At 68.4% G+C, this 22652-nt stretch carries 19 protein-coding genes; 4 read left to right on the forward strand and 15 right to left on the reverse strand.

Going from position 1 to position 22652, the window contains the following annotated elements; all coding sequences use genetic code 11:
• Positions 1 to 5: 5 nt before the first annotated feature.
• The 4 genes from DS837_RS17950 to DS837_RS17965 form a co-directional block, all read right to left on the reverse strand.
• A complete protein-coding gene (locus DS837_RS17950) occupies positions 6 to 806 on the reverse strand; it encodes an ABC transporter permease (RefSeq protein WP_040137502.1) in 801 nt (266 codons plus the stop codon).
• Positions 803 to 1735 (reverse strand): ABC transporter permease, encoded by a 933-nt coding sequence (locus DS837_RS17955; protein WP_149166005.1) that lies wholly within the window; start codon positions 1733 to 1735, stop codon positions 803 to 805. The genes DS837_RS17950 and DS837_RS17955 overlap by 4 nt, the downstream gene beginning before the upstream one ends.
• Positions 1732 to 2775 (reverse strand): ABC transporter ATP-binding protein, encoded by a 1044-nt coding sequence (locus DS837_RS17960; protein ID WP_149166006.1) that lies wholly within the window; start codon positions 2773 to 2775, stop codon positions 1732 to 1734. Before DS837_RS17960 ends, DS837_RS17955 begins: the two co-directional genes overlap by 4 nt.
• 67 nt (positions 2776 to 2842) lie before the next feature.
• A complete protein-coding gene (locus DS837_RS17965) occupies positions 2843 to 3877 on the reverse strand; it encodes an ABC transporter substrate-binding protein (protein ID WP_149166007.1) in 1035 nt (344 codons plus the stop codon).
• Between the two features lie 167 nt (positions 3878 to 4044).
• On the opposite strand from DS837_RS17965, the gene DS837_RS17970 reads away from it, so the two are divergent.
• Positions 4045 to 4950, forward strand: coding sequence for a LysR substrate-binding domain-containing protein (locus tag DS837_RS17970; protein ID WP_149166008.1), 906 nt, complete (start codon positions 4045 to 4047; stop codon positions 4948 to 4950).
• Positions 4951 to 4957: 7 nt separating this feature from the next.
• On the opposite strand, the gene DS837_RS17975 is transcribed toward DS837_RS17970, so the two are convergent.
• From DS837_RS17975 to DS837_RS17995, 5 genes are all read right to left on the reverse strand, one after another.
• Positions 4958 to 5722, reverse strand: a complete 765-nt coding sequence (locus tag DS837_RS17975) for an amino acid ABC transporter ATP-binding protein (RefSeq protein ID WP_149166009.1) — start codon at positions 5720 to 5722, stop codon at positions 4958 to 4960.
• A gap of 37 nt (positions 5723 to 5759) precedes the next feature.
• Positions 5760 to 6422 carry an amino acid ABC transporter permease gene (locus DS837_RS17980; protein WP_149166010.1) on the reverse strand — a complete coding sequence of 221 codons (663 nt, stop codon included), beginning with the start codon at positions 6420 to 6422 and terminating at the stop codon, positions 5760 to 5762.
• A 106-nt stretch (positions 6423 to 6528) separates the two neighbouring features.
• The gene (locus tag DS837_RS17985; protein ID WP_149166011.1) at positions 6529 to 7383 is read right to left on the reverse strand and encodes a transporter substrate-binding domain-containing protein; all 855 of its coding nucleotides are present in this window, start codon (positions 7381 to 7383) and stop codon (positions 6529 to 6531) included.
• 168 nt (positions 7384 to 7551) lie between these two features.
• Positions 7552 to 8451 carry a 4-hydroxy-tetrahydrodipicolinate synthase gene (gene dapA, locus DS837_RS17990; protein WP_149166012.1) on the reverse strand — a complete coding sequence of 300 codons (900 nt, stop codon included), beginning with the start codon at positions 8449 to 8451 and terminating at the stop codon, positions 7552 to 7554.
• A gap of 373 nt (positions 8452 to 8824) precedes the next feature.
• Positions 8825 to 9979: an alpha-hydroxy acid oxidase gene (locus tag DS837_RS17995; RefSeq protein WP_149166013.1), complete on the reverse strand. Its 1155-nt coding sequence runs from the start codon at positions 9977 to 9979 to the stop codon at positions 8825 to 8827.
• Positions 9980 to 10199: 220 nt separating this feature from the next.
• On the opposite strand from DS837_RS17995, the gene DS837_RS18000 reads away from it, so the two are divergent.
• Together DS837_RS18000 and DS837_RS18005 are read left to right on the forward strand one after the other, a co-directional pair.
• Positions 10200 to 11636: an FAD-binding oxidoreductase gene (locus tag DS837_RS18000; RefSeq protein WP_149166014.1), complete on the forward strand. Its 1437-nt coding sequence runs from the start codon at positions 10200 to 10202 to the stop codon at positions 11634 to 11636.
• Positions 11637 to 11701: 65 nt separating this feature from the next.
• Positions 11702 to 12325, forward strand: coding sequence for a helix-turn-helix domain-containing protein (locus DS837_RS18005; RefSeq protein WP_247890004.1), 624 nt, complete (start codon positions 11702 to 11704; stop codon positions 12323 to 12325).
• 204 nt (positions 12326 to 12529) lie between these two features.
• Here DS837_RS18005 and DS837_RS18010 read toward each other — a convergent pair whose 3' ends face one another.
• Genes DS837_RS18010 through DS837_RS18025 form a run of 4 tightly spaced genes read right to left on the reverse strand, consistent with a single transcriptional unit; the run spans position 12530 to position 16530 of the window.
• Positions 12530 to 13744 (reverse strand): ABC transporter substrate-binding protein, encoded by a 1215-nt coding sequence (locus tag DS837_RS18010; RefSeq protein WP_149166016.1) that lies wholly within the window; start codon positions 13742 to 13744, stop codon positions 12530 to 12532.
• 39 nt (positions 13745 to 13783) lie between these two features.
• The gene (locus tag DS837_RS18015; RefSeq protein ID WP_149166017.1) at positions 13784 to 14563 is read right to left on the reverse strand and encodes a 3-hydroxybutyrate dehydrogenase; all 780 of its coding nucleotides are present in this window, start codon (positions 14561 to 14563) and stop codon (positions 13784 to 13786) included.
• A 47-nt stretch (positions 14564 to 14610) separates the two neighbouring features.
• Positions 14611 to 15561, reverse strand: coding sequence for a 3,5-dioxohexanoate:acetyl-CoA acetone transferase (kce, locus tag DS837_RS18020; RefSeq protein ID WP_149166018.1), 951 nt, complete (start codon positions 15559 to 15561; stop codon positions 14611 to 14613).
• A 57-nt stretch (positions 15562 to 15618) separates the two neighbouring features.
• Positions 15619 to 16530 carry a 3-hydroxyacyl-CoA dehydrogenase family protein gene (locus DS837_RS18025; RefSeq protein ID WP_149166019.1) on the reverse strand — a complete coding sequence of 304 codons (912 nt, stop codon included), beginning with the start codon at positions 16528 to 16530 and terminating at the stop codon, positions 15619 to 15621.
• A gap of 276 nt (positions 16531 to 16806) precedes the next feature.
• Between DS837_RS18025 and DS837_RS18030 the strand changes: the two genes are divergently transcribed.
• Positions 16807 to 18234: a sigma-54 interaction domain-containing protein gene (locus DS837_RS18030; protein ID WP_149166020.1), complete on the forward strand. Its 1428-nt coding sequence runs from the start codon at positions 16807 to 16809 to the stop codon at positions 18232 to 18234.
• Positions 18235 to 18247: 13 nt separating this feature from the next.
• Here the strand turns inward: DS837_RS18030 and DS837_RS18035 are convergent, their stop codons facing one another.
• Positions 18248 to 21391 (reverse strand): efflux RND transporter permease subunit, encoded by a 3144-nt coding sequence (locus DS837_RS18035; RefSeq protein WP_149166021.1) that lies wholly within the window; start codon positions 21389 to 21391, stop codon positions 18248 to 18250.
• Positions 21392 to 21397: 6 nt separating this feature from the next.
• Entirely contained in the window at positions 21398 to 22540 is a 1143-nt protein-coding gene (locus tag DS837_RS18040; protein WP_149166022.1) for an efflux RND transporter periplasmic adaptor subunit, read from the reverse strand.
• Positions 22541 to 22652 lie beyond the last annotated feature (112 nt).

The raw sequence follows: 22652 nt of genomic DNA on the forward strand, positions 1-22652 counted from the left end.
GACGGTCACTCCTGTCCGCGGCCGACCAGCAGCCGCTCAAGCCCGTAGAGCCGGTCGAGCACCAGCATCGCCGCCACCGTCATGAAGATCAGCGAGGCGGACACCGCGGCGACCAGAGGGTCGATGTTGTCCTGGATGTAGAGGAAAAGACGCACCGGCAGCGTCGTCGTCTCGGGCGAGGCGATGAAGACGGTCATCGTCACCTCGTCGAAGCTGTTGATGAAGGCCAGCACCCAGCCGCTCGCCACGCCCGGCAGGATCAGCGGCAGCGTCACCCGGCGGAAGGTCGTCCAGGAGGTGGCGCCGAGCGAGGCCGCGGCGTTCTCGATGGAGCGGTCCATGCCGGTGGAGGCCGCCAGGATCAGCCGCAGCGCGAAGGGCAGGATGATGACCACATGGCTCAGCACCAGCCCGGCGAAGGTGCCGCCCAGCCCGATCTGCGTGAAGAAGCGCAGGAAGGCGATGCCCAGCACGATGTGCGGCACCATCAGCGGCGACAGGAACAGCGCCGTGATCGCCTCGCGCCCGCGGAACTGGTGGCGGGCGATGGCCAGCGCCGCCGGGACCGAGAAGGCCACCGCGATGGTGGAACTGACCGCCCCCAGCAGCAAGCTGTCGCGGAAGGCCCGCGCGAATTCCGGGTTGTCGCCGATGGCCTTGAACCAGCGCAGCGACAGCCCCTCGGTCGGCAGCGACAGATAGCCCTGCGAGGTGAAGGCGACCACGCAGACGACCAGGATCGGCGCCAGCAGGAAGGCCAGGAACAGCGTGTGGAAGACCAGGGCGACGGGGCCGTTGCGGTTCATTCGAACACCTGCTTGTAGCGACGTTCGACCAGCCGGTTGCAGCCGACGATGATCACGATGTTGGCGAGCAGCAGAAGCATCGCGATGGCGGCGCCCAGCGGCCAGTTCAGCGTGTTCAGGAACTCGTCGTAGGCCAGCGTCGCCGCCACCTTCAGCCGCCGCCCGCCGATGATCGCCGGGGTGGCGAAGGCGCTGGCGGCCAGCGCGAAGACGATGATCGAGCCCGACAGGATGCCCGGCACCACCTGCGGCAGCACCACCCGGCGCAGTACGGTGAAGGGCTTGGCGCCCAGCGACAGGGCGGCGTTCTCCACCTGCGGGTCGAGCCGCTGCAGCGACGCCCAGACCGACAGCACCATGAAGGGCACCAGCACGTGGGTCAGCGCGATGATGACGCCGGTCTCGGTGTACATGAACTCGATCGGCGTCGCGATCAGCCCGACCGCCATCAGCGCCGTGTTGATGATGCCGGTGGAGCCGAACAGCAGCGCCCAGCCGAGCGTGCGCGACACCACCGAGATCAGCAGCGGCCCCAAGACGACCAGCAGGCACAGGCCGCGCCAGGGCGACCGCATGCGGCGCAGGATGTAGGCCTCCGGCGCGCCGAGCACGGCGCAGAGCAGGGTCACCACCACGGCGATGCGGAAGGTGCGCAGGAAGATTTCGTGGAAATAGTCGTCGGTGACGATGTCGATGTAGTTGCCGAGCTGCCAGACGTTCTCGATGCCCGTGTAGAATCCGAAGCTGTTCAGCGACAGCAGCCCGGTCATAACCAGCGGCACCAGCAGCAGAACGGCGAACAGCGCCAGTGCCGGCAGGCTGAGCAGGTAGGGCGCCAGGGGGCGCCGCTCCGGCCGATCCGGCGGGGCGGAATCGGCCGCCGCGCCTGGGGAATCCATCAGGGATTTGTGAGCGTCCACGGCGGTCATGCCTCACCCGCCATCACGCGTATGTCCTCCGCGCGCCAGCCGACCATGACCGGCTCGTTCTCCGCCGGCAGGGTCTGGCCGTCGTGCTGGCGGATCACCGTCAGGTCGCCGGCCTCCGTGCGGATCTCGAACAGCCATTGGGTGCCCTGGAAGACCCGCGCCCGGACGTGGCCCGGCACGCCGGCGCCGTCTACGAAGCGGACCTTCTCCGGCCGCACGGTCAGCAGGCCGGGGCCGTCCGGCAGCTCCGCCGCCACCGGCCACGCCGTCCCGGCCACATCGATGCGCCGCCCGGCGCCGTCGCGGCGCACCGTGCCCTGGAGCAGGTTGGTGCGGCCGAGGAAGTTGGCGACGAAAGCGCTGGCCGGGTTGTCGTAGGCGTCCTGCGGGGCGTCGACCTGCTCGACCCGGCCCTTGTTCATGATGACCACCCGGTCGGACAGGGCCATCGCCTCCGCCTGGTCGTGGGTGACGAGGATCATGGTGGTGCCGACGCTGCGCTGGATGCGCCGCAACTCGATCTGCATCTCCTCGCGCATCTTGGCGTCGAGGTTGGACAGCGGCTCGTCGAGCAGCAGCAGGCTCGGCTTGATGACCATGGCGCGGGCCAGGGCCACGCGCTGCTGCTGGCCGCCGGACATGCGCCGCGGGTAGCGGTCGCCGAAGGCCCCCAGCCCGACGAGCTGGAGCGCGTCGCGCACCATGCGGTCGCGGTCGGCGCGCGGGATGCCGCGCATCTCCAGCCCGAAGGCGACGTTCTCCGCCGCCGTCATGTGGGGGAACAGGGCGTAGCTCTGGAAGACGATGCCGAGCCCGCGCTCGTTGGGCTTCTTGGCCAGCAGGTCGGCGCCGTCCAGCGTGACGCGACCGGCGCTTGGGTCGAGGAAGCCGGCGATCATCTGGAGCGTCGTGGTCTTGCCGCAGCCCGACGGGCCGAGCAGCGAGACCAGCTCCCCCTTTTCCACCGTCAGGGACAGGTTGTCGACGGCGACCCAGGGGCCGAACCGCTTGGTCAGCCGATCGAGGACTAGGTAAGGCATGGCGTCGTCTCCCACCAAGGAGCCTGGAAAAGTCCGGCCCGCCGCGGGTGCGGGCCGGAAGCGGCGGTCAGCGCTCGATCTCGCGGGTCCAGCGCTTGTTCCAGGCCTCGCGGTTGGCGTTGATGGTGTCCCAGTCGACCACCAGCAGCTTGCCCATCTGCTCGGGGCCGTAGGGGATGCCCACCTGCTGGTCGGCGGTCAGGGTGACGGTCTTGTTCACCGGGCCGAAGCCGGCGCCGGTCGCCATCACGGTCTGCACCTCCGGCGACAGCATGTGCTGGATGAACTGCTGGGCTTCCGCCGCCTGCTTGCTGCCGGTGATGGCGCAGGCCGCCGAGGCCAGCACGATGCCGCCCTCCTTCGGGTAGACGAAGGCGGCGGGGAAGCCGGTGTCGGCCAGCGCCTTGGCGCGGCCCGAGCCCCAGACGGCGACGGTGGCCTGCCCGCTCTGGAACAGCTCGGTCATCTTGCCCGGCGACGGCTCGTAGGCGAGCACGTTCGGGTTCACCTTGTCCTTGAAGGCCTTGAAGCCGGGATCGATGTTCTTCTCGCCGCCGCCGTCGAGCCGCGCCATCATCACCAGCGCGTGCAGGCCGTAGCTGTTGTTGATCGGCGGGACGACCAGCTTCTTGCGGAACTTGGCGTCCTCGATGTCCTTCCAGGAGGCGGGGGCGGGCCAGCCGTTCTCGTCGAAGACCTTCTTGTTGTAGACGATGCCGGTGCCGACCGCGCCGACGCTGACCGCCTTGCCCGAGGGAATCTTCGCCAGATCGTAGAGATCGTCGTAGACCGGCGCCTTGGCGATGTCGGCGCAGAAGCCCAGCGCCACCGCCTGGTACATCGGCCCGTCGTCCAGGATCACCACGTCGATCTGCTGGTTGCCCTTCTGAGCCTGGAGCTTGGCGAGGTTGTCGGTGGAATTCCCGGCGACATACTCTACCTTCACGCCCGTCTTGCTCTCGAAGGCCGGGATGATGTCCTTGCGCATGGTCTGCTCGAAGGACCCGCCGTAGGCGGCGACATACAGGGTCTTCTGCTGCGCCTGCGCGGCGCCACATCCCAGGGCGGCGGTTGCCATCAGGCCGTACACCAACGCTCGCATCTGTCCCTCTCCTGTTCCGGTTCCGGTTCGTTTCCCAGCGGTGCGCGTTTTGTCGCACCCCCGAAGCGTCGCGCCCCGTCGGCATAATCGTCAAATCGAATTGTTGGCGGTGTCTATAAACGAATGTTATGCTGCAACGCATCTGCCACGGTTCGGACCGCCCGCGAATGCTCAATCCCCGCCAGATCGAGGCGTTCCGCGCCGTCATGCTGAGCGGCGGAATCACCGCGGCGGCGGAGCTTCTCAACATCTCGCAGCCGGCGGTCAGCCGCCTGATCGCCGACCTGCAATACGCGCTGAAGCTGACGCTGTTCGAGCGGCGCGGCTCGCGCATCGCGCCGACCAGCGAGGCGATGTCCCTGTACCAGGAGGTGGAGCGGTCCTTCGTCGGGCTGGAGCGGATCGAGCAGGCGGCGCGCGACCTCCAGGAGCGGCGGGCCGGCACGCTGCGGGTGGCGGCCATGCCGGCGATGGCCATCGGCTTCCTGCCGCGCTTCGTCGCCCGCTTCCTTGAGGAACGGCCGCGGGTGGACGTGTCGCTATGGGGCAGCAGCTCCCCGCAGGTGCTGGATTGGGTGGCCGCCGGCCAGTGCGAACTGGGCTTCGGCCAGTCGGCCGTGGAGCACGCGACGGTGCTGTGCGAGCGGATGCCGCGCGTGCGGGCGGTCGCCGTGGTGCCGAGCAACCACCCGCTGGCCGCGCGCAAGCGGCTGGTCCCGGAGGATTTCGCGGGCGAAGCCTTCATCGCGCTCGGCGCCGCCACGCTGATGCGCTATTCCATCGACGCCGTGTTCGCCGAGCACGGCGTCGGCCGGTCCACGCGGGTGGAAACCCAGCTCACCATGATCGCCTGCGCCATGGTCGCCGCCGGAGCGGGAATCTCCATCGTCGATCCCTTCACGGCGGAGGAATATGCGGGGCGCGGCGTCGCCATCCGCCCCTTCGAGCCGGCGATCACCTTCGAAATGGCCGTGCTGCATTCGGCGCAGCGGTCGTTGTCCACCCTCGCGCAGGATTTCCTGGGGGAGTTCCGCGACGCCGTCGCCACTTTCCGCCTGCCCGAGCAGGAATAGAGCCGGCTCAGCTCCGGGTGTGGAAGTGGCTGAGGAAGGCGCGTGTGGCCTCCTGCTGCGGCCGGTCGATGACGTCGCGCGCCGGCCCCTCCTCCACAATCACGCCGTCGCGCATGAAGATCACGCGGTCGGCGACCTCGCGGGCGAAGGCGATCTCATGAGTCACGATGATCATTGTCATGCCCTCCGCGGCGAGGTCGCGCATCACCCCCAGCACCTCCGACACCAACTCCGGGTCGAGGGCGGAGGTCGCCTCGTCGAACAGCATCACCTCCGGCTCCATAGCGAGCGCGCGGGCGATGGCGACGCGCTGCTTCTGCCCACCGGACAGCCGGTCCGGGTAGGCCTCGGCCTTGTCGGCCAGCCCGACCTTGGCGAGCAGCCGGCGTCCGATCGCCTCGGCCTGGGCCTTCGGCATGTTCTTGGCGGAGACCGGCCCTTCCATCACGTTGCCCAGCACGGTCATGTGGGGGAACAGGTTGAAGTGCTGGAACACCATGCCGGTGTTGGAGCGGAACTTCGCCTGCGCCTTGGGCCGGGGCAGCGCCTTGCCCGTCTCGAAGTCGAAGGCGTCGTTGCCGATGCGGACCCGGCCGCCGTTCGGCACCACCAGCAGATTGAGGCAGCGCAGCAGGGTGGACTTGCCCGACCCCGAGGGGCCGATCAGCGCCACGACGGCGCCGGGATCGACCTTCAGGTTGATGTCGCGCAGGACGACCAGCTCGCCGAACTGCTTCCTCAGCCCGGCGACTTCGATCTTGGGAATGCTCATGGAAAGGGGCCTCTCACGTTGGATCGCCAGGGGAACGTCAGTGACCCGTCTGGAGCTGCTTTTCGCCCCGCTTCACGATGGCCGTTAGGGGGACCAGCACGACGAAGTAGATCAGCGCGACGATCGTGTAGACCTCCAGCGGGCGGAAGGTGTCCGTCGCGGCGACCTGCCCCTGGTAGAGCAGATCGGGCACCGCCACCACCGACACCAGCGAGGTGTTCTTGAACTGGATGATCGATTGGTTCATCAGCGGCGGGATCATCCGCTTGACCGCCTGGGGCAGAACGATGCGCCGCATCACCTTGGCCGGCGTCATGCCGAGCGCCAGCCCGGCCTCCGACTGTCCGGCCTCGATGGAGACCACGCCGCCCCGGATCACCTCCGCGTAGAAGGAGCCGCCGTAAAGCGAGAGGGTGAGGACGGAGGCCGTTACCGCGTCGATCTGGATGCCGGTCAGCATCGGCAGCGCGTAATAGAACCAGAGGAGTTGCACCAGCAGCGGCGTGCAGCGGAACAGCTCGATGTAGGCCCAGGAGATCCAGCGCAGCACCGCGAAGCGCGAGAGCTGGGCCAGCCCGCCGATCAGCCCGAGCAGCAGGCCCAGCACGACGACGGCGGCCGTCAGGCCGATGGTGACCAGCGTGCCGTTGAGGAACAGCCAGCGGTATCCCCAGAGCATCTCGAAGTTGAAGGTGTACATGGCGGGCCTGCTTGCAAAACTTCGGAACGGCGGCCGAATCCCCGTGGGACCGGCCGCCGTGCGTCATCGGAACCCAGGTCCGTCGATAGATCCGTCGGCGGGTCCTTTAAAAAGTGATGCCTTCCGGGATGTCACTCATGGCGATGTCCACCTTGGCGAGGCTGTTCACCACCGCCTCGCGGATCAGGCCCAGGCCCTGGGCGTAGACGATCCAGGTGTTCACGAAGTCGCGCAGGGTCTTGTCCGGCTCGCGCCGCACCGCCGCGTTGGAGGTCGAGCCGAAGACCGGGCGCGGCACGACCACCTTGCCCAGCGACGGGTCGCGCTTCACCGCGCGCACGCCGCCCATCCAGAAGATCGACTGGGCGTCGGCCCGGCCGCTGCGCACGGCCAGCGTCGCCTCGTCCAGCGACTTGAAACGGATGAGTTGGGCGTTCGGGCAGAGACGGCTGGCCACTTGGTCGTGGGCGGAGCCGACGTCCACGGCGATCTTCACCTCCGGCTTGTTCATGTCGGCCCAGCTCTTCGGCTCGAAGCCCGGCTTGGCGATGACGACCAGGGCGCTGTTGTAGACCGGAACGGTGAAGTCGACGGCCAGGGCGCGTTTCGGCGTCGGGTTCATGCCGAACATGACGTCGATCTTGTTGGCCTGAAGGTCGAGGATGGCGTTGCCCCAGGTGGTCTCGACCACCTCGATGCCGACGTCCATGTCGGCGGCCAGCGCCGACCCGATGTCCCAGAACTGGCCCGACCACTGGCCGGTCGTCTGGTCCTTCATGATCCAGGGGGCGCCGGTCGCCACACCGCCGATGCGCAGCTTCTTGGCCTTCAGGACCCGGTCGAAGGAGCTGCCGCCCTCCTGCGCCGCCGCCGGGGCGATGCCCGCCGCCATGGTGGCCCCGAAAGCCCCGACCGCCGCGCCGGCGCCCAGAAACCCAGCCAGTTCCCTGCGATTCACCATGTCCGTCTCCCTTGTGGTCCGTCGGGCTGTCCGAGCGGATGTGTCTCGACGTGTGTGTCTTTACGTGTGGTCAGGCCATTCCGTGTTCGTTGACCGGCCGCCGCCGCGGCTTCGCGTTGTTGGGGCGCTTTCCGGGGGAAGGAGCGCCCGGAGTGCTCCTTTTGGCCGTCAGGCGAGCGCGATGTCGCGCGCGTGCCGGGCGACGGCCTGGAGCTTCTCGGTGGTCTCAGTGGTCGGCGCGGTCAGCGGCAGCCGCACCCCGCCGACCGGCATGCCGGCCATCGCCATGAAGGACTTCAGCGGGCCGGGGTTGGTTTCCAGGAAGATGGAATTCACCACTGGATCGATGTGGGTCTGCTCGGCCAACGCCTCGTTGAGCTTGCCGGCGCGCGCCAGCGCGAAGATGCGCAGCCAGATCTTCGGGTAGATGGTCGCCGAGGCCAGCACGCCGCCCCGCGCGCCCAGCGCGACGTGGGTGGCGAACAGCGGCTCCTCGCCGCTCAGCACCGAGATCTTGTCGCCGGCGTACTTCATCGTCTTGATGAATTCCGGCATGTCGTAGGAGGAGAATTTCATGCCGATGATGGAGCCGTCCTCCGCCATCGCCTGCACGCCCTCGGCGGTGACCGCCACGGTGGTGCGGCGCGGGATCTGGTACAGCATGACCGGCAGGTCCACCGCGTCGCGGTAGGCGCGGAAATAGGCGCGCATGCCTTCCTGGGTGCCGGCGGCGTAATAGGGGGTGACGGTCATCACCGCGGCGGCCCCGGCGGCGGCGAAGTCGCGCCCCGCCTCGACCGCGTCCTGGAAGCCGGTGGACAGCACGCCGGGGATCACCGGCTTGCCGCCGGCCTCCTCCACGCAGGCGGCGACGACGCGCTTGCGCTCGTCCCGCGACAGGGCGGGATACTCGCCGGTGCCGCCGATCGGCACGACGCCGGACGCCCCGGCGTCGAGCTGATGGCGCACCAGCCGCTTCAGGCCGGCGATGTCGACGGAACCGTCGACCGTCAGCGGCGTGACGATGGCGCTGAACAGACCGCTGATCTCCGAATGGGTGAGTGCCATGGGGTCCTCGGATTTCCTAAGCGTGGCGTTTGAGGCGTGGCGTGACGGTGTGCTGCGGCCGCGGGGCGGCCTCGCCCCCGCGATGCGGGAAGCCGGTTTGGGACGATCGGAAAAAGCGCGATGAAGCGAGTCCGATGAAATCGCCAAAGACCGGCGCACCGCCGGAAATTCGTGCCTGAACCCGCACCCGGACCAACGCTCGGGTGGGGGCCGGAGGGAACGGGGGCGATGAAGCGTCCCTTGTGAGACCTCGATCCGGCCCCGCCCGCTTCCGACAAAGGAGATGTGACCCTATTTTTCCTTTTGCTGCAACAACAAATCGTTTCATGGATGAAAAGTGATGATACGATAAAATCCGGCGCGCCAACACACGTCAACGTGGCCGTTCCACCGTCCCCGTGATGTCGGCCACGGTCGGGGCGCCGAGGAAACCCATGGTGGTGAGAAGCTCGCGCCGGACCATCTCCAGCACCGCCTGCGCACCCGCCGCTCCGTCGGTGGCCAGCCCGTAGAGAACGGCACGGCCAAGCAGCACGCCCTGCGCGCCAAGCCCCAGATAGCCGGCGACGTGGCTGCCGCGCCGCACCCCGCTGTCGGCCAGAACGGTTATCCGGTCGCCGACCCGCTCGGCGATGTCCGCCAGACAGCGCACGGGGTGGATGGCGTGGTCCAGGTTGCGGGCGCCGTGGTTGGACACGACGATCCCGTCCACCCCCAGCTCGGCCGCCTTCTCTGCGTCGTCGGCGCGCAGCACGCCCTTCAAAATCAGCTTGCCCTTCCAGGCGTCCCGCAAGCTCCGCACGTCGTCCCATCCCACGTCCTGGGCGAGGCTGATCTCGTCCCCGACGGCGACCCGCCCCAGCGCGGTGCGGAACTCGTCGGGATAGTGGGCGTAGGTCGGCACGCCGCCGTTGCGCAGGTACTTGGCGAAGACCCCGGCGAACCAGCGCGGGTGGGCGAGGCAATCCAGACCGGCGCGCAGCGACGGTTTGATCGGAATGCCGAAACCGTTGCGGATGTTGTATTCGCGGTTGGGCGTCACCGCCGTGTCGACAGTCAGGACCAGCGCCTCCGCCCCGGCCCGTTCGGCGCGCCGCACCAGCTCGCGGGTGCGCTCGCGGCTGCGCCAGACATAGAGCTGGAACCACAGCCGCGCCCCGGATTCGCCGGCGATCCGCTCGACCGAGGTGATGGACTGGGTGGAAACGCAGAAGGGAATGCCGACCGCGGCGGCGGCCTTGGCCAGCTCCACCTCGCCGTCGTACCAGACCAGCCCGGCCACGGCGGTGGGCGCCACGACCAGCGGCATGGGCTGGCTCACCCCGAACAGGCGGGTGGTGGCGTCGCGTTTCGACACGTCCACCAACACGCGCGGTTTGAAGGTGAGGCTGTCGAGCGCCGTTTTGCTCGTCGCGATGCCGGTTTCATCCTCGGTGCCGCGGTCGATGTACTCGAACAGGCCACGGGGGAGGCGGGACCGTGCCCGCAGCCGGGCCTCGGCGATGTTGAGCGACGCGGTCACCGCCATCTCCCCGGTTTCCGCGGGAGGACGCGTGCATCGCACGATTCGCAGGATGTGCCCATTGGGTGCTGCTCCGGCAAAAATTATCTTTTCGGGAACAATTTTTCGTATGCTAGACATGGAGAAACAGTATCGTCAACGTCCGATCGCCCCGGCCGATTGTGCGCCTCACCGATCTCCACCCCGGCGCCCCTCCTCCGGCCCCGAAGCCACAAGGACCTGCCCGATGCGTGACCCACAGGCTCTGCTGACGTCGCTGCGCACGCTCCTGGGGGAGCGCCACGTGGTCACGCAGGCGGCGGATCTGGAACCGCTGACCCGCGACTGGCGAGGCCGCTACGATGGCACGGCGCTGTGCGCCGTCTATCCGGCAAACACCGAGCAGGTGGCGGCGACCGTGCTGCTGGTGCGCGAGCATGGCGGCACGATCGTGCCGCAGGGCGGCAACACCGGCATGTGCGGCGGCGCCACGCCCTTCTCGGAGGAGACGGTGGTGCTGCGGCTCGACCGGCTGAACCGGGTCCGGCAGGTCAGCGCGCTGGACAACACCATGACGGTGGAGGCCGGCTGCATCCTCGCCGATCTGCAGGCCCGCGCGCAGGAGGCCGGGCGCCTCTTCCCGCTCAGCCTGGGGGCGGAGGGGAGCTGCCAGATCGGCGGCAACATCGCGACCAACGCCGGCGGCACGGCGGTGCTGCGCTACGGCCCGATGCGCGACATGGTGCTGGGGCTGGAGGTGGTGCTTCCCGACGGCTCGGTGATGAACGACCTGAAGCGGCTGCGCAAGGACAACAGCGGCTACGCCGTGCGCCACCTGTTCATCGGGGCGGAGGGCACGCTGGGGATCATCACGGCAGCGGTGCTGAAGCTGTTCCCGCAGCCGCAGACAAGCGCCACCGCCATGGCCGGCGCTGGCCATCTCGACCAGGCGCTGGAACTGCTGGCCTCCGTCCGCTCCCGCTTCGGCGACCGGGTGAGCGCTTACGAGGTCATGTCGCACTCCCAGATGCAGTTCGTGCTCGACCACATTCCCGGCTGCACCCTGCCCTTCGCGGAACCGCACCCCTGGTACGTGCTGATCGAGGCGGAGGACAGCTTCGCCGCCATGGATCTGTCCTCAATTCTTGAGGATTGCCTTGCCGACGCGCTGGAGCGCGGCCTCGTCGCCGACGCCGTGATCCCCAGGAGCGGCGCGCAGCGGGAGGCGCTGTGGCGCCTGCGCCATTCGGTGTCGGAGGCGAACAAGGTCGCCGGCATCAGCGTTTCCTACGACACGGTGGTGCCGCTCGACCGGCTCGGCGATTTCGCGGCGGAGACGGAGCGCGGCGTGCGCGACGCCTTCCCGCAGGCGCGGCTGCTGTTCGTCGGCCATGTCGGCGACGGCAACCTGCACGCGGTGATCCATTTCGACCACGACGCCTTTCCCTCGCGCGCCGACTTCGAGGCGACGGCGGGGCGGATCAACGAGATTGTCGACACGGCGACGCTCGCCTGCGATGGTTCGATCAGCGCGGAGCACGGGATCGGCCTCAGCAACCGCAAACGGCTCGCCCGCTCCATCGACCCGACGCGCTACCGGCTGATGACGCAGATCAAAGCGTTGCTGGACCCTGACCATATGATGAATCCTGGAAAGGTTCTGGTGTTCGAGGACCCTCAATGAAGCGGCCCGCCCTGACGACCAAGCATGTACGACGAATCGCGACACGACCGGCGGCGGACGACGCAATGGATGTGATCGAACGGCCCGACGCGGCCTCTTCCTCCCCGTCCCAGGGAGGGGCGGACGGAGAGCTGGACCTTGGCGTCCGGCTGAAGAACCTGCGCAAGCGGATGGGGCTGACGCTCCAGCAGGCGGCCGACCGCACCGGGGTTGGGGTGTCCACCCTGTCCAAGATCGAACGGAACGAGTTGTCGCCGACCGTCACCACCCTCCTGAAGATCGCCGCCGGCTTCGAGATGGACGCGGCGGCAATCATCGGCGGGCCGACCCCGGCGCTGCGCGTCGCCGGACGCCGGTCGGTGACGCGGTCGGGACAGGGCCGTCCCTTCCCGACCGGCACCTGCAACAACGCCTGGCTCTGCCCGGACCTAACGAGCAAGGTCATGACCCCGATCATGACCACCGTCGTCGCCCGCTCGCTCGACGCCTACCCGGAATGGGCCAAGTACGACGCGGAGCTGTTCCTCCACGTCGTCTCGGGCACGCTGGTCGTGCACAGCCAGATCTACGAGCCGCTGCGGCTGGAAGCCGGCGATTCCATGTATTACGACGCCAGCACGCCCCATCTCTGGGTTTCGGAGGGGGACGAGGACGCACGCGTTCTCTGGGTCTACGCCAAGTATCAGTGATACGGACGGCGCCTGAAGGCTTCGTCCGTATCACCCTTTCAATCAATGCTATCGCATTGATCTGTCGGGTTTGACCGTGGGCGGATGATGGAAGCCATCATCCGCCCACGGTATGATGTCCGGCCCGAGAAGAGGCCTGTACGACCGATCCCGCGCGGAACGACCGAACGTCGAAAGGGGAGCGAGCTCGCCCCCCTTCCACCGTCACTTCACCAGGGGGCAGCCGCTGTCCTTCGGGTTGATGTAGGCCTGCTCGCCGGGGATGGTCTTGAGGATCTTGAAGTAGTCCCAGGCCCCTTTCGACTCACCCGGCGTCTTGATCTGCGCCAGATACATGTTGTTGAAGATCCGGCCGTTGTCGGCGATCTTCGCGTCCTTCATCATCATGTCGGTGATCGGCGTGGCGCGCATCTTGGCGGCCACCTTGTCGGCGTCGTCGGTGCCGGCCTCCTGCACGGCCTTCAGGTAATGCTTGACCGCCGAATAGACGCCCGCCTGGTTCATCGACGGCTTGCGCCCGGTCCGCTCCTCGAACGTCTTCGACCAGGCGCGGGTCTCGTCGTTCATGTCCCAGTAGAAGGAGTTCGCCAGCATCAGCCCCTGCGCGGTGTCGAGACCCAGCGCGTGGATGTCGTTGACGTTGAGCAGCAGACCGGCCAGCGTCTGGCCGCCCTGGGGAATGCCGAACTCGGCGGCCTGCTTGACCGCGTTGATGGTGTCACCACCGGCGTTGGCAAAGGCGACGACTTCAGCGCCCGAGGCCTGCGCCTGCAACAGGAAGGACGAGAAGTCCGAGCTTGCCAGGGGATGGCGGACGCTGCCCTTGATGGTGCCGCCCAGCTGCTTGACGGTGTTGGCGGCCTCCGTTTCCAGCGAATGGCCGAAGGCGTAGTCGGCGGTGATGAAGAACCAGCTCTTTTTGCCCTGCTCGACCAGCGCGCGGGCGGTGGAGGACGCCACGGCGTGGTTGTCCCAGGTCCACAGGAAGCCGTAGGGGCTGCAGTCCTTGCCCGTCAGATCGGTGGAGCCGGGGCCGGACATCAGGAAGATGCGCTTCTTGTCCTTGGTGATGCCCTGCACGGCCAGCGCCGCGGCCGAGTTCGGCACGTCGGCGACGACGTCGACCTTCTCGACGTCGATCCACTGGCGGGCGAGGTTGGCGGCGATGTCCGCCTTGTTCTGGTGGTCGCCGACGATGATCTCGATCTTGGTGCCGTTGATGGCGTTGCCGAACTCCTCGGCGGCCAGCCGAGCGGCGACCGCCGAGCCCTCGCCGTTGATGTCGGCGTAGATGCCGGACCGGTCGGACAGCATGCCGATCTTGATGACGTTGTCCGACATCTGGGCCTGGGCCGTGCCGGACGCCAGGGCGGCGAAGGCGGCGCCGGTGAGAAGGCCGGCAAGACGGGTGCTGCGCATGGTTCACTCCCTAGGGTGTTGTTCTTGGTGGTTTGGGTGTCAGTGGGTCGTGTAGCCGCCGTCCACGGGGATCGCGGTGCCGGTGATCGACGCGGCGGCGTCGGAGCACAGGAAAGCGATGGCGGCGGCGACCTCCTCCGGCGGAATCAGCCGGCCTGTCGGCATGCGGTCGAGGAACACCGCCTGAAGGACCCGCTCCTCCGGCAGGCCGGTGACCTGCGCCTGCTGGGCGATCTGCTTCTCGATGATCGGGGTCAGCACCGTGCCGGGGCACACCGCGTTGCAGGTGATGCCGTGCTCCGCGACCTCGATCGCTACCGACTTCGTCAGGCCGATGATGCCGTGCTTGGTCGCGACGTAGGCGGGCTTGTGCGGGGCGCCGACCATGCCGAGGACCGACGCCGTGTTGACGATGCGCCCCCAGCGGCGCTCGCGCATCGCCGGCACGGCCGCCTTGATGGTGTGGAAGGCGGCGCTGAGGTTGACCGCGAGCAGCAGGTCCCACTTGTCGTCGGGGAACTCGTGCACCGCCGCCACATGCTGCACCCCGGCGTTGTTCACCAGGATGTCGATGGGGCCGAGCGTCGCCGCGGCCTCCGCCATCATCGCGCGGGCCTCCTCCGGCCGGCTGAGGTCGGCCCCCGAATAGACGATCGTCGTGCCGCTCTGCGCCGCGATGTCCGCGCACAGCCGGTCGATCTCCGCGCGGTCGCCGAAGCCGTTGAGCATCACATGGCAGCCCTGGCGGGCCAGTTCGCGGGCGGTCGCCAGCCCGATGCCGGTGGTGGAGCCGGTGACGACGGCATTCCTGTTTCGCATCTCGGTCCTTCTTTCGGGCGTCATGGAGGTCAGTGGCGTGTCGCGGTTCAGAAGGCCACCTGATCGGCGCCTTTCAAGGCGAGCATGGCGCGCGCCTCGGCGGGGGTGGCGACCTCGAGCGACAGCTCCTCGAGAATCCGGCGGATCTTCGCCACCTGCTCCGCGCTGTTCCGGGCCAGCCGGCCCTTGCTGAGATACAGGCTGTCCTCCAGCCCGACCCGGACGTTGCCGCCCATGACCGCGGCCATGGTCGTGAAGGGGATCTGGTGACGCCCGGCGGCGAGCACCGACCATTCGTAATCCGTGCCGAACAGCCGGTCGGCGGTCTCGCGCATGAAGACGAGGTTGCGCTGCTCCGCGCCGATGCCGCCGAGGATGCCGAAGATGGTCTGGACGAAGAAGGGCGGCTTCACCAGCCCCCGATCTACGAAATGCGCGAGGTTGTAGAGATGCCCGACGTCGTAGCACTCGAATTCGAAGCGCGTTCCGCAGCCCTCTCCCAGATGCTCCAGGATGTACGCGATGTCGCGGAAGGTGTTGCGGAAGATGAAATCGTCGGTGCTGCGCAGATAGGGCTCCTCCCAGTCGTGCTTCCAGCCCTGGTAGCGGTCGGCCAGCGGGAAGATGCCGAAGTTCATCGAGCCCATGTTGAGCGAGCACATCTCCGGCTGGGCTTGGAGCGGGGCGGCAAGGCGCTCCTGCACCGTCATGTTGAGCGAGCCGCCGGTGGTGATGTTGAGCACCGCGTCGGTGGACTGCTTGAGGCGCGGCAGGAACTGCATGAACACCGCCGGGTCCGGCGTCGGCTGCCCGGTCCGGGGATCGCGGGCGTGCAGGTGGAGGATCGCGGCCCCGGCCTCGGCGGCGCCGACGCCCTGCTCGACGATCTCATCGGGCGTCACCGGCAGCGCGTCCGACATGGTCGGGGTGTGGATCGACCCCGTCAGCGCGCAGCTGATGATGACCTTCTTCTGTGGTGCCTTCTGTGTTGCGGCCATGGGACAGTCTCTGTGTGGGTTCGGTTCGAAAGGAAGGACGGCGTGACCGGCGCGCGGTCACCCGCGCTCGACGCTGTCCAGCCGCTGGAGGTGGGCCGCCAGACGAGCGTGGGTCTCGGTCCGCTGCGCCTCCGTCCAGGTCCGGAAGCCGGCGCCGGATTTCATGCCCAGCCGCCCGGACGCGACGAGGTCGCGCAGCAGGGGCAACGGTTCCGGCGTCCGGTCAAGGTCGGGCAGGACATGCTCGTGCACCGCCAGGGTCAGGTCGGTGCCGACGAGGTCGGCGTTCTCCAGCGGCCCCAGGACGGCGAGGCGGCGGCCGAAGCTGGCCTTGACCACGGCGTCCACCGTCTCGGCGTCGCACACGCCGTTCTGGACGAGCGCGATGGCCTCGCGCCAGAGCGCGTGCTGCAAACGGTTGCCGATGAAGCCGGGAACGTCCTTGCGGACATGCACCGGCGTCTTGCCGATGGTGGCCAGCAGCCCGATCATCGCCGCGACCGCCGCGTCGTCCGTGTCGGCGGTCTGGATGACCTCGACGAGCGGAATCTGGTACGGCGGGTTCCACCAGTGGGTGCCCAGGGCGCGGCTCTTGTCCCGAAGCGGTTCCATGATCCGGGTGATCGGGATCACCGACGTGTTGCTCGCCAGAAGCGCATGGGGCGGGGCGGCGGCCTCGACCGCCAGGAAGATGCGCTGCTTGAGCGGCAGGTCCTCCGGAACCGCTTCGATAATGACGTCCGCCCGGCCGACCGCGTCCTCCAGGGAAGCGCAGGGCCGAACCCGGTCAGCGGCGGCGGTGTCCATTCCCAGAGTCTCAAGGTTGCCGCGAACCCGTTCGACGATCCCGGCCCGGCGGCCCGGATCGGGCTCGTGGATGTCGACCGGGTGCCCGGCGACGGCGAACGCCTGGGCGATCCCATGCCCCATCAGCCCGGCGCCGATGATTCCAATACGCTGCTGCGTCATGCTTTTGTCGCGTCCCCCCTGCCCGAGCGCCGCCGCGACGGCCGTCCGGCCAATTGTTCGCGGTGCACATATTTTCTTGCCGCAATCAAAGCAAGGGGCGTGCCAGCGATGGGAATTGTTGGTATGGAGGGCATTCGGCCGGGCCAGCGGGTGGATTGCCTGCGGATTTGAACCCTTCGCCGCCATCGGCCTGCGATTCAGGGCTTCCGTCGTGTGCTGAATTTTGACAAACAGTGTTCAGAATATTGACATAAACGACGCGACGGGGGGCGGGCCATGACGGCGGAACGGGACGAGCATTTCGCGGCGGCGCGCGCCCTGATGGTGATGATCGACGAAATGATCGACGGCGCCATCCTCGTCGACAAGGACGCGCGGATCGTCTGGTCCAATGATAAGCACGTCTGGTTCGATGACAAGCGCAAGGCGCTGCTGGGCATCCGCTCCCTCACCGAGGTGGTGGGGCAGCCCATCGAACGGGTCATCCCGCACAGCCAGATGCGCGACGTGGTCGAAACCGGCCGCTCCTTCCCGCTCGACATCATGCGCTACGGCGAGCACACGCTGCTGGTGAGCCGCCTGCCCTTGCGCGACGAGCAGGGGGAGATCATCGGCGCCCTCGCCTTCGCCCTGAAGAACAGCCTGACCTACCTCCGCCCCATCGCCGAGCGCTTCAACAAGCTGCAATCGCGCCTCGCGCGGATGGAACAGGAACTCGCCGCCAGCCGCGCGCCGAAATACTCGGTCGAGAACCTCGTCGGCTTCAGCCCGGCGATGCTCCAGGTGAAGCGGCTGGTGCGCAAGGCGGGCCAGATCAACTCGGCGGTGCTGGTGCTGGGCGAGACGGGGACCGGAAAGGAGTTGGTGGCGCAGGCGATCCACGCCGCCTCGGATCGGGTCGACCGCCCCTTCGTCGGCATCAACGTCGCGGCGATTCCCGAAAACCTGCTGGAGGCGGAGTTCTTCGGCGTCGCGCCGGGCGCCTACACCGGGGCCGGCCGCCAGCCGCGGCCTGGAAAATTCCAGCTCGCGCATGGCGGCACGCTGTTCCTCGACGAGATCGGCGACATGCCGCTGCCGCTCCAGGCCAAGCTGCTGCGCGTGCTTCAGGAGCGTGAGGTCGAGCCGCTCGGCTCCAACCAAGTGATCAAGGTCGATGTCCGCATCATCGCCGCGACCAGCCGGCCGCTGCCGGAGATGATGCGGAACGGCACCTTCCGCTCGGACCTCTACTACCGGCTCAACGTCTTCCCGATCCAGCTTCCGGCGCTGCGCGACCACAAGGAGGATCTGGAGATCCTCGCCTCACTGTTTTCGGAGCGGATGGCGGTGAGCCTCGACCAGCCGATGCGCGACCTCACCCCCGCGGCGCTCGACGCGCTGCGCGGGCACGACTGGCCGGGCAACGTCCGTGAACTGGCCAACGTCATCGAACAGGTCTATGTGCGCACCGAAGGCGAGCGCATCCTGGCCGACGACTTCGCCGACATCCTTCCCGGAGCGGCCGCCCGGCCAACCGCATCGCCGGCGCGCAAGCGTCCGTTCGCCGACAGCATGGATGAGCTGGAACGTTCCCTCATCCTCGCCGCGCTCGACGACGCGCAGGGCAACAAGCTCGAAGCCGCGCGAAGCCTCGGCCTGTCGCGCACCAACCTCTATGCGAAGCTGCGCAAGCACGGCATCACCACGGAGACGGAGGCTTAGCCGAAGCGCGGGGTCATTCCGCCGGAGAGGTCCTCGCAGGCACGTCCGCCGGGCCGCGGTGTGGAACCAGCCGCTCGGTCAGGCGCTGGAAGGCGACGAACAGCACCGGCACGAAGATGATGCCGATCAGCGTCGCCGCGGTCATGCCGCTGAAGACCGTGGTGCCGATGGACCGCCGGCTGGCCGCTCCGGCGCCGGTGGCGACCAGCAGCGGCACCGCCCCCAGGATGAAGGCCAGCGCCGTCATCAGCACGGCGCGGAAGCGCTGGCGGGCGCCCATCACCGCGGAATCGATGATGGGGTGACCGGCGGCGCGCTGCTCCCGCGCGAACTCGACGATCAGGATGGCGTTCTTGGCGGCGAGGCCGACCAGCAGGACGAGGCCGATCTGCGCGTAGACGTCGTTGGCGATGCCGGCGACGCTCAGGCCGATGCCGGCCCCCAGCACCGCGATGGCGACGGACAGCAGAACGGCCAGCGGGATCAGCCAGTTCTCGTACTGCGCCACCAGGAACAGATAGCCGAACAGCACCGCCAGCCCGAAGATGATGACCGTCTGGTTGCCGATGCGGCTTTCCTGATAGGACAGGCCGGTCCATTCCGTGGCGTAGCCCGCCGGCAGGGTGCGGTCCGCCACCTCCTGCATCGCCGCCAGCGCCTGTCCGGAGCTGCCGCCGGGGGCGGGGTTCCCGTTGACCGCGGCGGAGAGGAACTGGTCGTAGCGGACGAGGCTGTCGGGGGCCAGCGTGTTGCGGATGCTCACGATGCTACGCAGCGGCACCATGTCCCCGGAGGCGCTCCGCACATAGAGCTGGTCGATGGCCGCCACCTCGTCCCGGTACTCCGCGGCGTCCTGGACCTGCACCTGGAAGACCCGGCCATAGAGGTTGAAGTCGTTGACATAGCGCGACCCGAGATGGGACTGCAGCGTGGTGAAGACGTCGCCGGGCGAGACGCCGAGCAGCGCCGCCTTGGTGCGGTCGAGGTCGACGAACAGGTGCGGCACGTCCGGGCTGAAGGTGCTGAAGACGGCCGACAGCCGCGCGTCCTGGTTGGCGGCGACCAGCAGGCCGCGCAGCACCGCGCCCAGCTGCTGCGCGGATTGCCCGCCCAGCGCCTGAACCTGGAGCTGGAACCCGCCGGTGCTGCCGAGTCCGGGGATGGAGGGCGGGTTGAAGGCGGCGATGGTCGCCTGCGGCACCGCGGCGAGCTGCGGCCTCAGCCGGCCCAGCAACGCGTCCACCGTCTCGGCGGCCCCCCGCTCCCCCCAGGGCTTCAGCACGACGATCTGCAGGCCGACGTTGGAGGCAGCCCCGCTGAGGATGCTGTAGCCGGCGATGGAGATCACATGGGCGACCCCCGGCGTCGCGCGCAGCCGCTCCGTGACGTCGTTCATCACCGCCTCCGTCCGGCTGAGCGACGCCGCGCTCGGCAACTGCACGTTGACGAAGAAGTACCCTTGGTCCTCCGACGGCAGGAAGGCGGTGGGCAGGCCGCGCAGCAGAAGGAAGGCCCCGGCGGTCAGCAGGGCGAAGACGGCGATCCCGATCACCAGCTTGCGCGACAGCCAGCCGACGAGGCCGCCGTAGCGGTCGCGCACCCCGTCCAGCCCGCGGTTGAAGGCGGCCAGCGGGCGCCAGGGCGGGGTCGGCGGGCGCAGCAGCAGGCCGCACAGCGCCGGGGTCAGCGTCAGCGACACCATGCCGGAAATCAGGAAGGCGGTGGTGATGGTGACCGCGAACTGGCGGTAGAGCTGGCCGGTGATGCCGGGCAGGAAGGCCACCGGCACGAACACCGCGGCCAGCACCAGGGTGGAGGCGACGATGGCGCCGGTCACCTGCTCCATGGCGATGCGGCTGGCCGAGGGGGCGGGCTGGTCGGGATGCTCCTCCATGACGCGGCGGACGTTCTCGACCACCACGATGGCGTCGTCGACCACCAGCCCGATCGCCAGCACCAGCGCGAACAGCGTGATGGTGTTGGCGCTGTAGCCCAGCACCAGCAGCACGGCGAAGACGCCGATGATCGACACCGGGATCGCCAGGGTCGGGATCAGCGTCGCCCGCCAGTCCTGCAGGAAGACGTAGATGACCACCACCACCAGCAGGAAGGTGATGCCCAGCGTCAGCACGATCTCCTCGATCGTCGCGCTGACGAAGCTGGTGGTGTCGAACACGACGGTGTAGTCCAGCCCCTCCGGGAAGCGGCCGGACAGCCGGTCCAGCTCCGCCCGCACCGCCTTGGCGACGTCCAGCGCGTTGGCGTCCGGCGACTGGTAGACGACCAGGGTCGCCGCCGGATCGCCGTCCAGCTTGGCGGTGGAGCCGTAGCTCTGCGCCCCCAGCTCCACCCGTCCGATGTCGCCCAGCCGCACCACGCCGCCGTTCGGGTTGGTGCGCACGATGATGCCGGCGAACTGCTTGGGGTCGTCCAGCCGGCCGCGGGCGAGGATGGTCAGCTGCTGCTGCTGGCCGTCGGGGACGGGAGGGGCGCCGATCTGCCCGGCCGAGGCCTGGAGATTCTGGTTCTGGATCGCCGCGACCACGTCCGCCGCGGTGATGCCCAGCGCCGTCATGCGGTTCGGGTCCATCCAGACGCGCATGGCGTAGGTCAGCGCGCCCATCACCTGCGCGTCGCCGACTCCGGGCACCCGAGCGATGGCGTCGCGCAGGTTGATGCTGGCGTAGTTGGAGATGAAGATCGGGTCGAACCGGCCGCCGGGGGAGAAGACGTTGACGGCCATCAGCATGTTGGACGACTGCTTGCGCACCGTGACGCCCTGGCGCGACACCTCCACCGGCAGGGTCGGGGTGGCGAGCGACAGGCGGTTCTGCACGTTGATCTGGGCCAGATCCGGATCGGTGCCCTGCGCGAAGGTGACCGACAGCGTGTAGGCACCGGTGTCGGTGCTGGTCGAGGACATGTAGAGCATGCCCTCCACCCCATTCACCTGCGCCTCGATCGGGGCGGCGACGCTGTCGGCGACGACCTGGGCGTTGGCACCGGGATAGGTGGCGGAGACCTGCACCGAGGGCGGCGTGATCGGCGGGAACTGCGCCACCGGGATGGCCAGGATGGCCAGCGCGCCCGCGATGGTCACGACCAGCGCGATGACGATGGCGAGGTTCGGGCGCCGGATGAACAGGCCGGAGAACATGGGCGCTTATCCTCGCGGCTGCTCGGCGGTCTGGGGGGCTCGTTCCGGCTGCACGACCATGCCGGGGCGCACCTTCTGGGCGCCGCCGACGATGACGGTCTCGCCGGACTGGACGCCCTTCGGCACGGCGACGACCTGATCGAGCTGCGGTCCGGGCTCGATCGGGCGGCGCTGCGCCCGGTTCTGCTGGTCGAGCACCAGGACGTAGCTGCCCTGCTGGTCCTGCTGGATGGCGGAAACCGGCACCACCGGCTGCCGCTCGGTCTGCGCCGGGCGGATCAGGACGGTCACATACTGGCCGGGCAGCAGAAATCCCTTGGGATTCGCGAAGTCGGCGTAGACGGGGATGGTCCCGGTCTGCGGGTCGATGCGGTTGCTGGCGAAGGCGACCTTGCCCTTCTGCTCGTACTCGGAGCCGTCGGCCAGCCGCAGGGCCGGCACGAAGCGGTTCACCGCGTCGGCCGAGGCGAGATCGGGGGCGGCGCGCTGGACCTCCAGGATGTCGCGGTCGCTGACCGAGAAGACGACCCGGATGGGGTCGAGCTGGACGACCGTAGCGAGCGGACCGCTGGACGGGTTGACGAGGTCGCCCACCGTCATCGCGGTGGCGCCGATGCGCCCGTCGATGGGCGAGGCGATCCGCGTGTAGCCGAGGTTCAGCTCCGCCTGCCGCAGCTTGGCCTGCGTCTGCATGATGTCAGCTTCCGCCGTCTCCTGCCCCGCCTGGGCCTGATCGAGGTCGGCCTGGGAGATGTTGCCGCGGGTCCGCAGCTCCTGCGCGCGCTGGAAGGCGCGCTGGGACTCGCGAAGGGTCGCCTGGGCGCGGGCGAGGTCGGCCTTGGCGCTGTCCACGGCGGCCTGGTAGGGCGCCTGCTCGATGACGTAGAGCAGGGTGTCCTTGGTGACGTTCTGGCCTTCCTGGAAGGCCACCTGCTCGATGAAACCCTCGACGCGGGCGCGGGCTTCGAAGTCCTGGATCGCCTGGACGCGACCGATGAACTCGCTGGTCGGTGTGACCTCCCGTTCGCGGACCACCTCGGTCGTGACCGTGGGGGGTGGAGCGTTCGCCGGTTGCTGGGCCAGGACCCCGCCCGAAAAGAGCAGGACGAGAAGGCACGAAACGGCGAGGCCGTGGCGAAGGCGCAGCATCGAGAGTGCTCCCGTTCAACCGTGCCCCTCTAAACAGGGCCGAGTCGATTGGGTTCAGCGATGCCGGTGAAAAGTACGTGCGGTGAGGAGAGCTTTCGGCGGCCGGTGGCTG

The organism is Azospirillum brasilense (assembly GCF_008365405.1).
GTDB classification, from domain to species: Bacteria; Pseudomonadota; Alphaproteobacteria; order Azospirillales; family Azospirillaceae; genus Azospirillum; species Azospirillum brasilense_D.

What these genes read in the sequence shown, in the direction of transcription:
- DS837_RS17950 (WP_040137502.1), bottom strand. Translation starts at nt 806, where the DNA reads ATGAACCGCAACGGCCCCGTCGCCCTGGTCTTCCACACGCTGTTCCTG.
- DS837_RS17955 (WP_149166005.1), bottom strand. Translation starts at nt 1,735, where the DNA reads ATGACCGCCGTGGACGCTCACAAATCCCTGATGGATTCCCCAGGCGCG.
- DS837_RS17960 (WP_149166006.1), bottom strand. Translation starts at nt 2,775, where the DNA reads ATGCCTTACCTAGTCCTCGATCGGCTGACCAAGCGGTTCGGCCCCTGG.
- DS837_RS17965 (WP_149166007.1), bottom strand. Translation starts at nt 3,877, where the DNA reads ATGCGAGCGTTGGTGTACGGCCTGATGGCAACCGCCGCCCTGGGATGT.
- DS837_RS17970 (WP_149166008.1), top strand. Translation starts at nt 4,045, where the DNA reads ATGCTCAATCCCCGCCAGATCGAGGCGTTCCGCGCCGTCATGCTGAGC.
- DS837_RS17975 (WP_149166009.1), bottom strand. Translation starts at nt 5,722, where the DNA reads ATGAGCATTCCCAAGATCGAAGTCGCCGGGCTGAGGAAGCAGTTCGGC.
- DS837_RS17980 (WP_149166010.1), bottom strand. Translation starts at nt 6,422, where the DNA reads ATGTACACCTTCAACTTCGAGATGCTCTGGGGATACCGCTGGCTGTTC.
- DS837_RS17985 (WP_149166011.1), bottom strand. Translation starts at nt 7,383, where the DNA reads ATGGTGAATCGCAGGGAACTGGCTGGGTTTCTGGGCGCCGGCGCGGCG.
- dapA (WP_149166012.1), bottom strand. Translation starts at nt 8,451, where the DNA reads ATGGCACTCACCCATTCGGAGATCAGCGGTCTGTTCAGCGCCATCGTC.
- DS837_RS17995 (WP_149166013.1), bottom strand. Translation starts at nt 9,979, where the DNA reads ATGGCGGTGACCGCGTCGCTCAACATCGCCGAGGCCCGGCTGCGGGCA.
- DS837_RS18000 (WP_149166014.1), top strand. Translation starts at nt 10,200, where the DNA reads ATGCGTGACCCACAGGCTCTGCTGACGTCGCTGCGCACGCTCCTGGGG.
- DS837_RS18005 (WP_247890004.1), top strand. Translation starts at nt 11,702, where the DNA reads ATGGATGTGATCGAACGGCCCGACGCGGCCTCTTCCTCCCCGTCCCAG.
- DS837_RS18010 (WP_149166016.1), bottom strand. Translation starts at nt 13,744, where the DNA reads ATGCGCAGCACCCGTCTTGCCGGCCTTCTCACCGGCGCCGCCTTCGCC.
- DS837_RS18015 (WP_149166017.1), bottom strand. Translation starts at nt 14,563, where the DNA reads ATGCGAAACAGGAATGCCGTCGTCACCGGCTCCACCACCGGCATCGGG.
- kce (WP_149166018.1), bottom strand. Translation starts at nt 15,561, where the DNA reads ATGGCCGCAACACAGAAGGCACCACAGAAGAAGGTCATCATCAGCTGC.
- DS837_RS18025 (WP_149166019.1), bottom strand. Translation starts at nt 16,530, where the DNA reads ATGACGCAGCAGCGTATTGGAATCATCGGCGCCGGGCTGATGGGGCAT.
- DS837_RS18030 (WP_149166020.1), top strand. Translation starts at nt 16,807, where the DNA reads ATGACGGCGGAACGGGACGAGCATTTCGCGGCGGCGCGCGCCCTGATG.
- DS837_RS18035 (WP_149166021.1), bottom strand. Translation starts at nt 21,391, where the DNA reads ATGTTCTCCGGCCTGTTCATCCGGCGCCCGAACCTCGCCATCGTCATC.
- DS837_RS18040 (WP_149166022.1), bottom strand. Translation starts at nt 22,540, where the DNA reads ATGCTGCGCCTTCGCCACGGCCTCGCCGTTTCGTGCCTTCTCGTCCTG.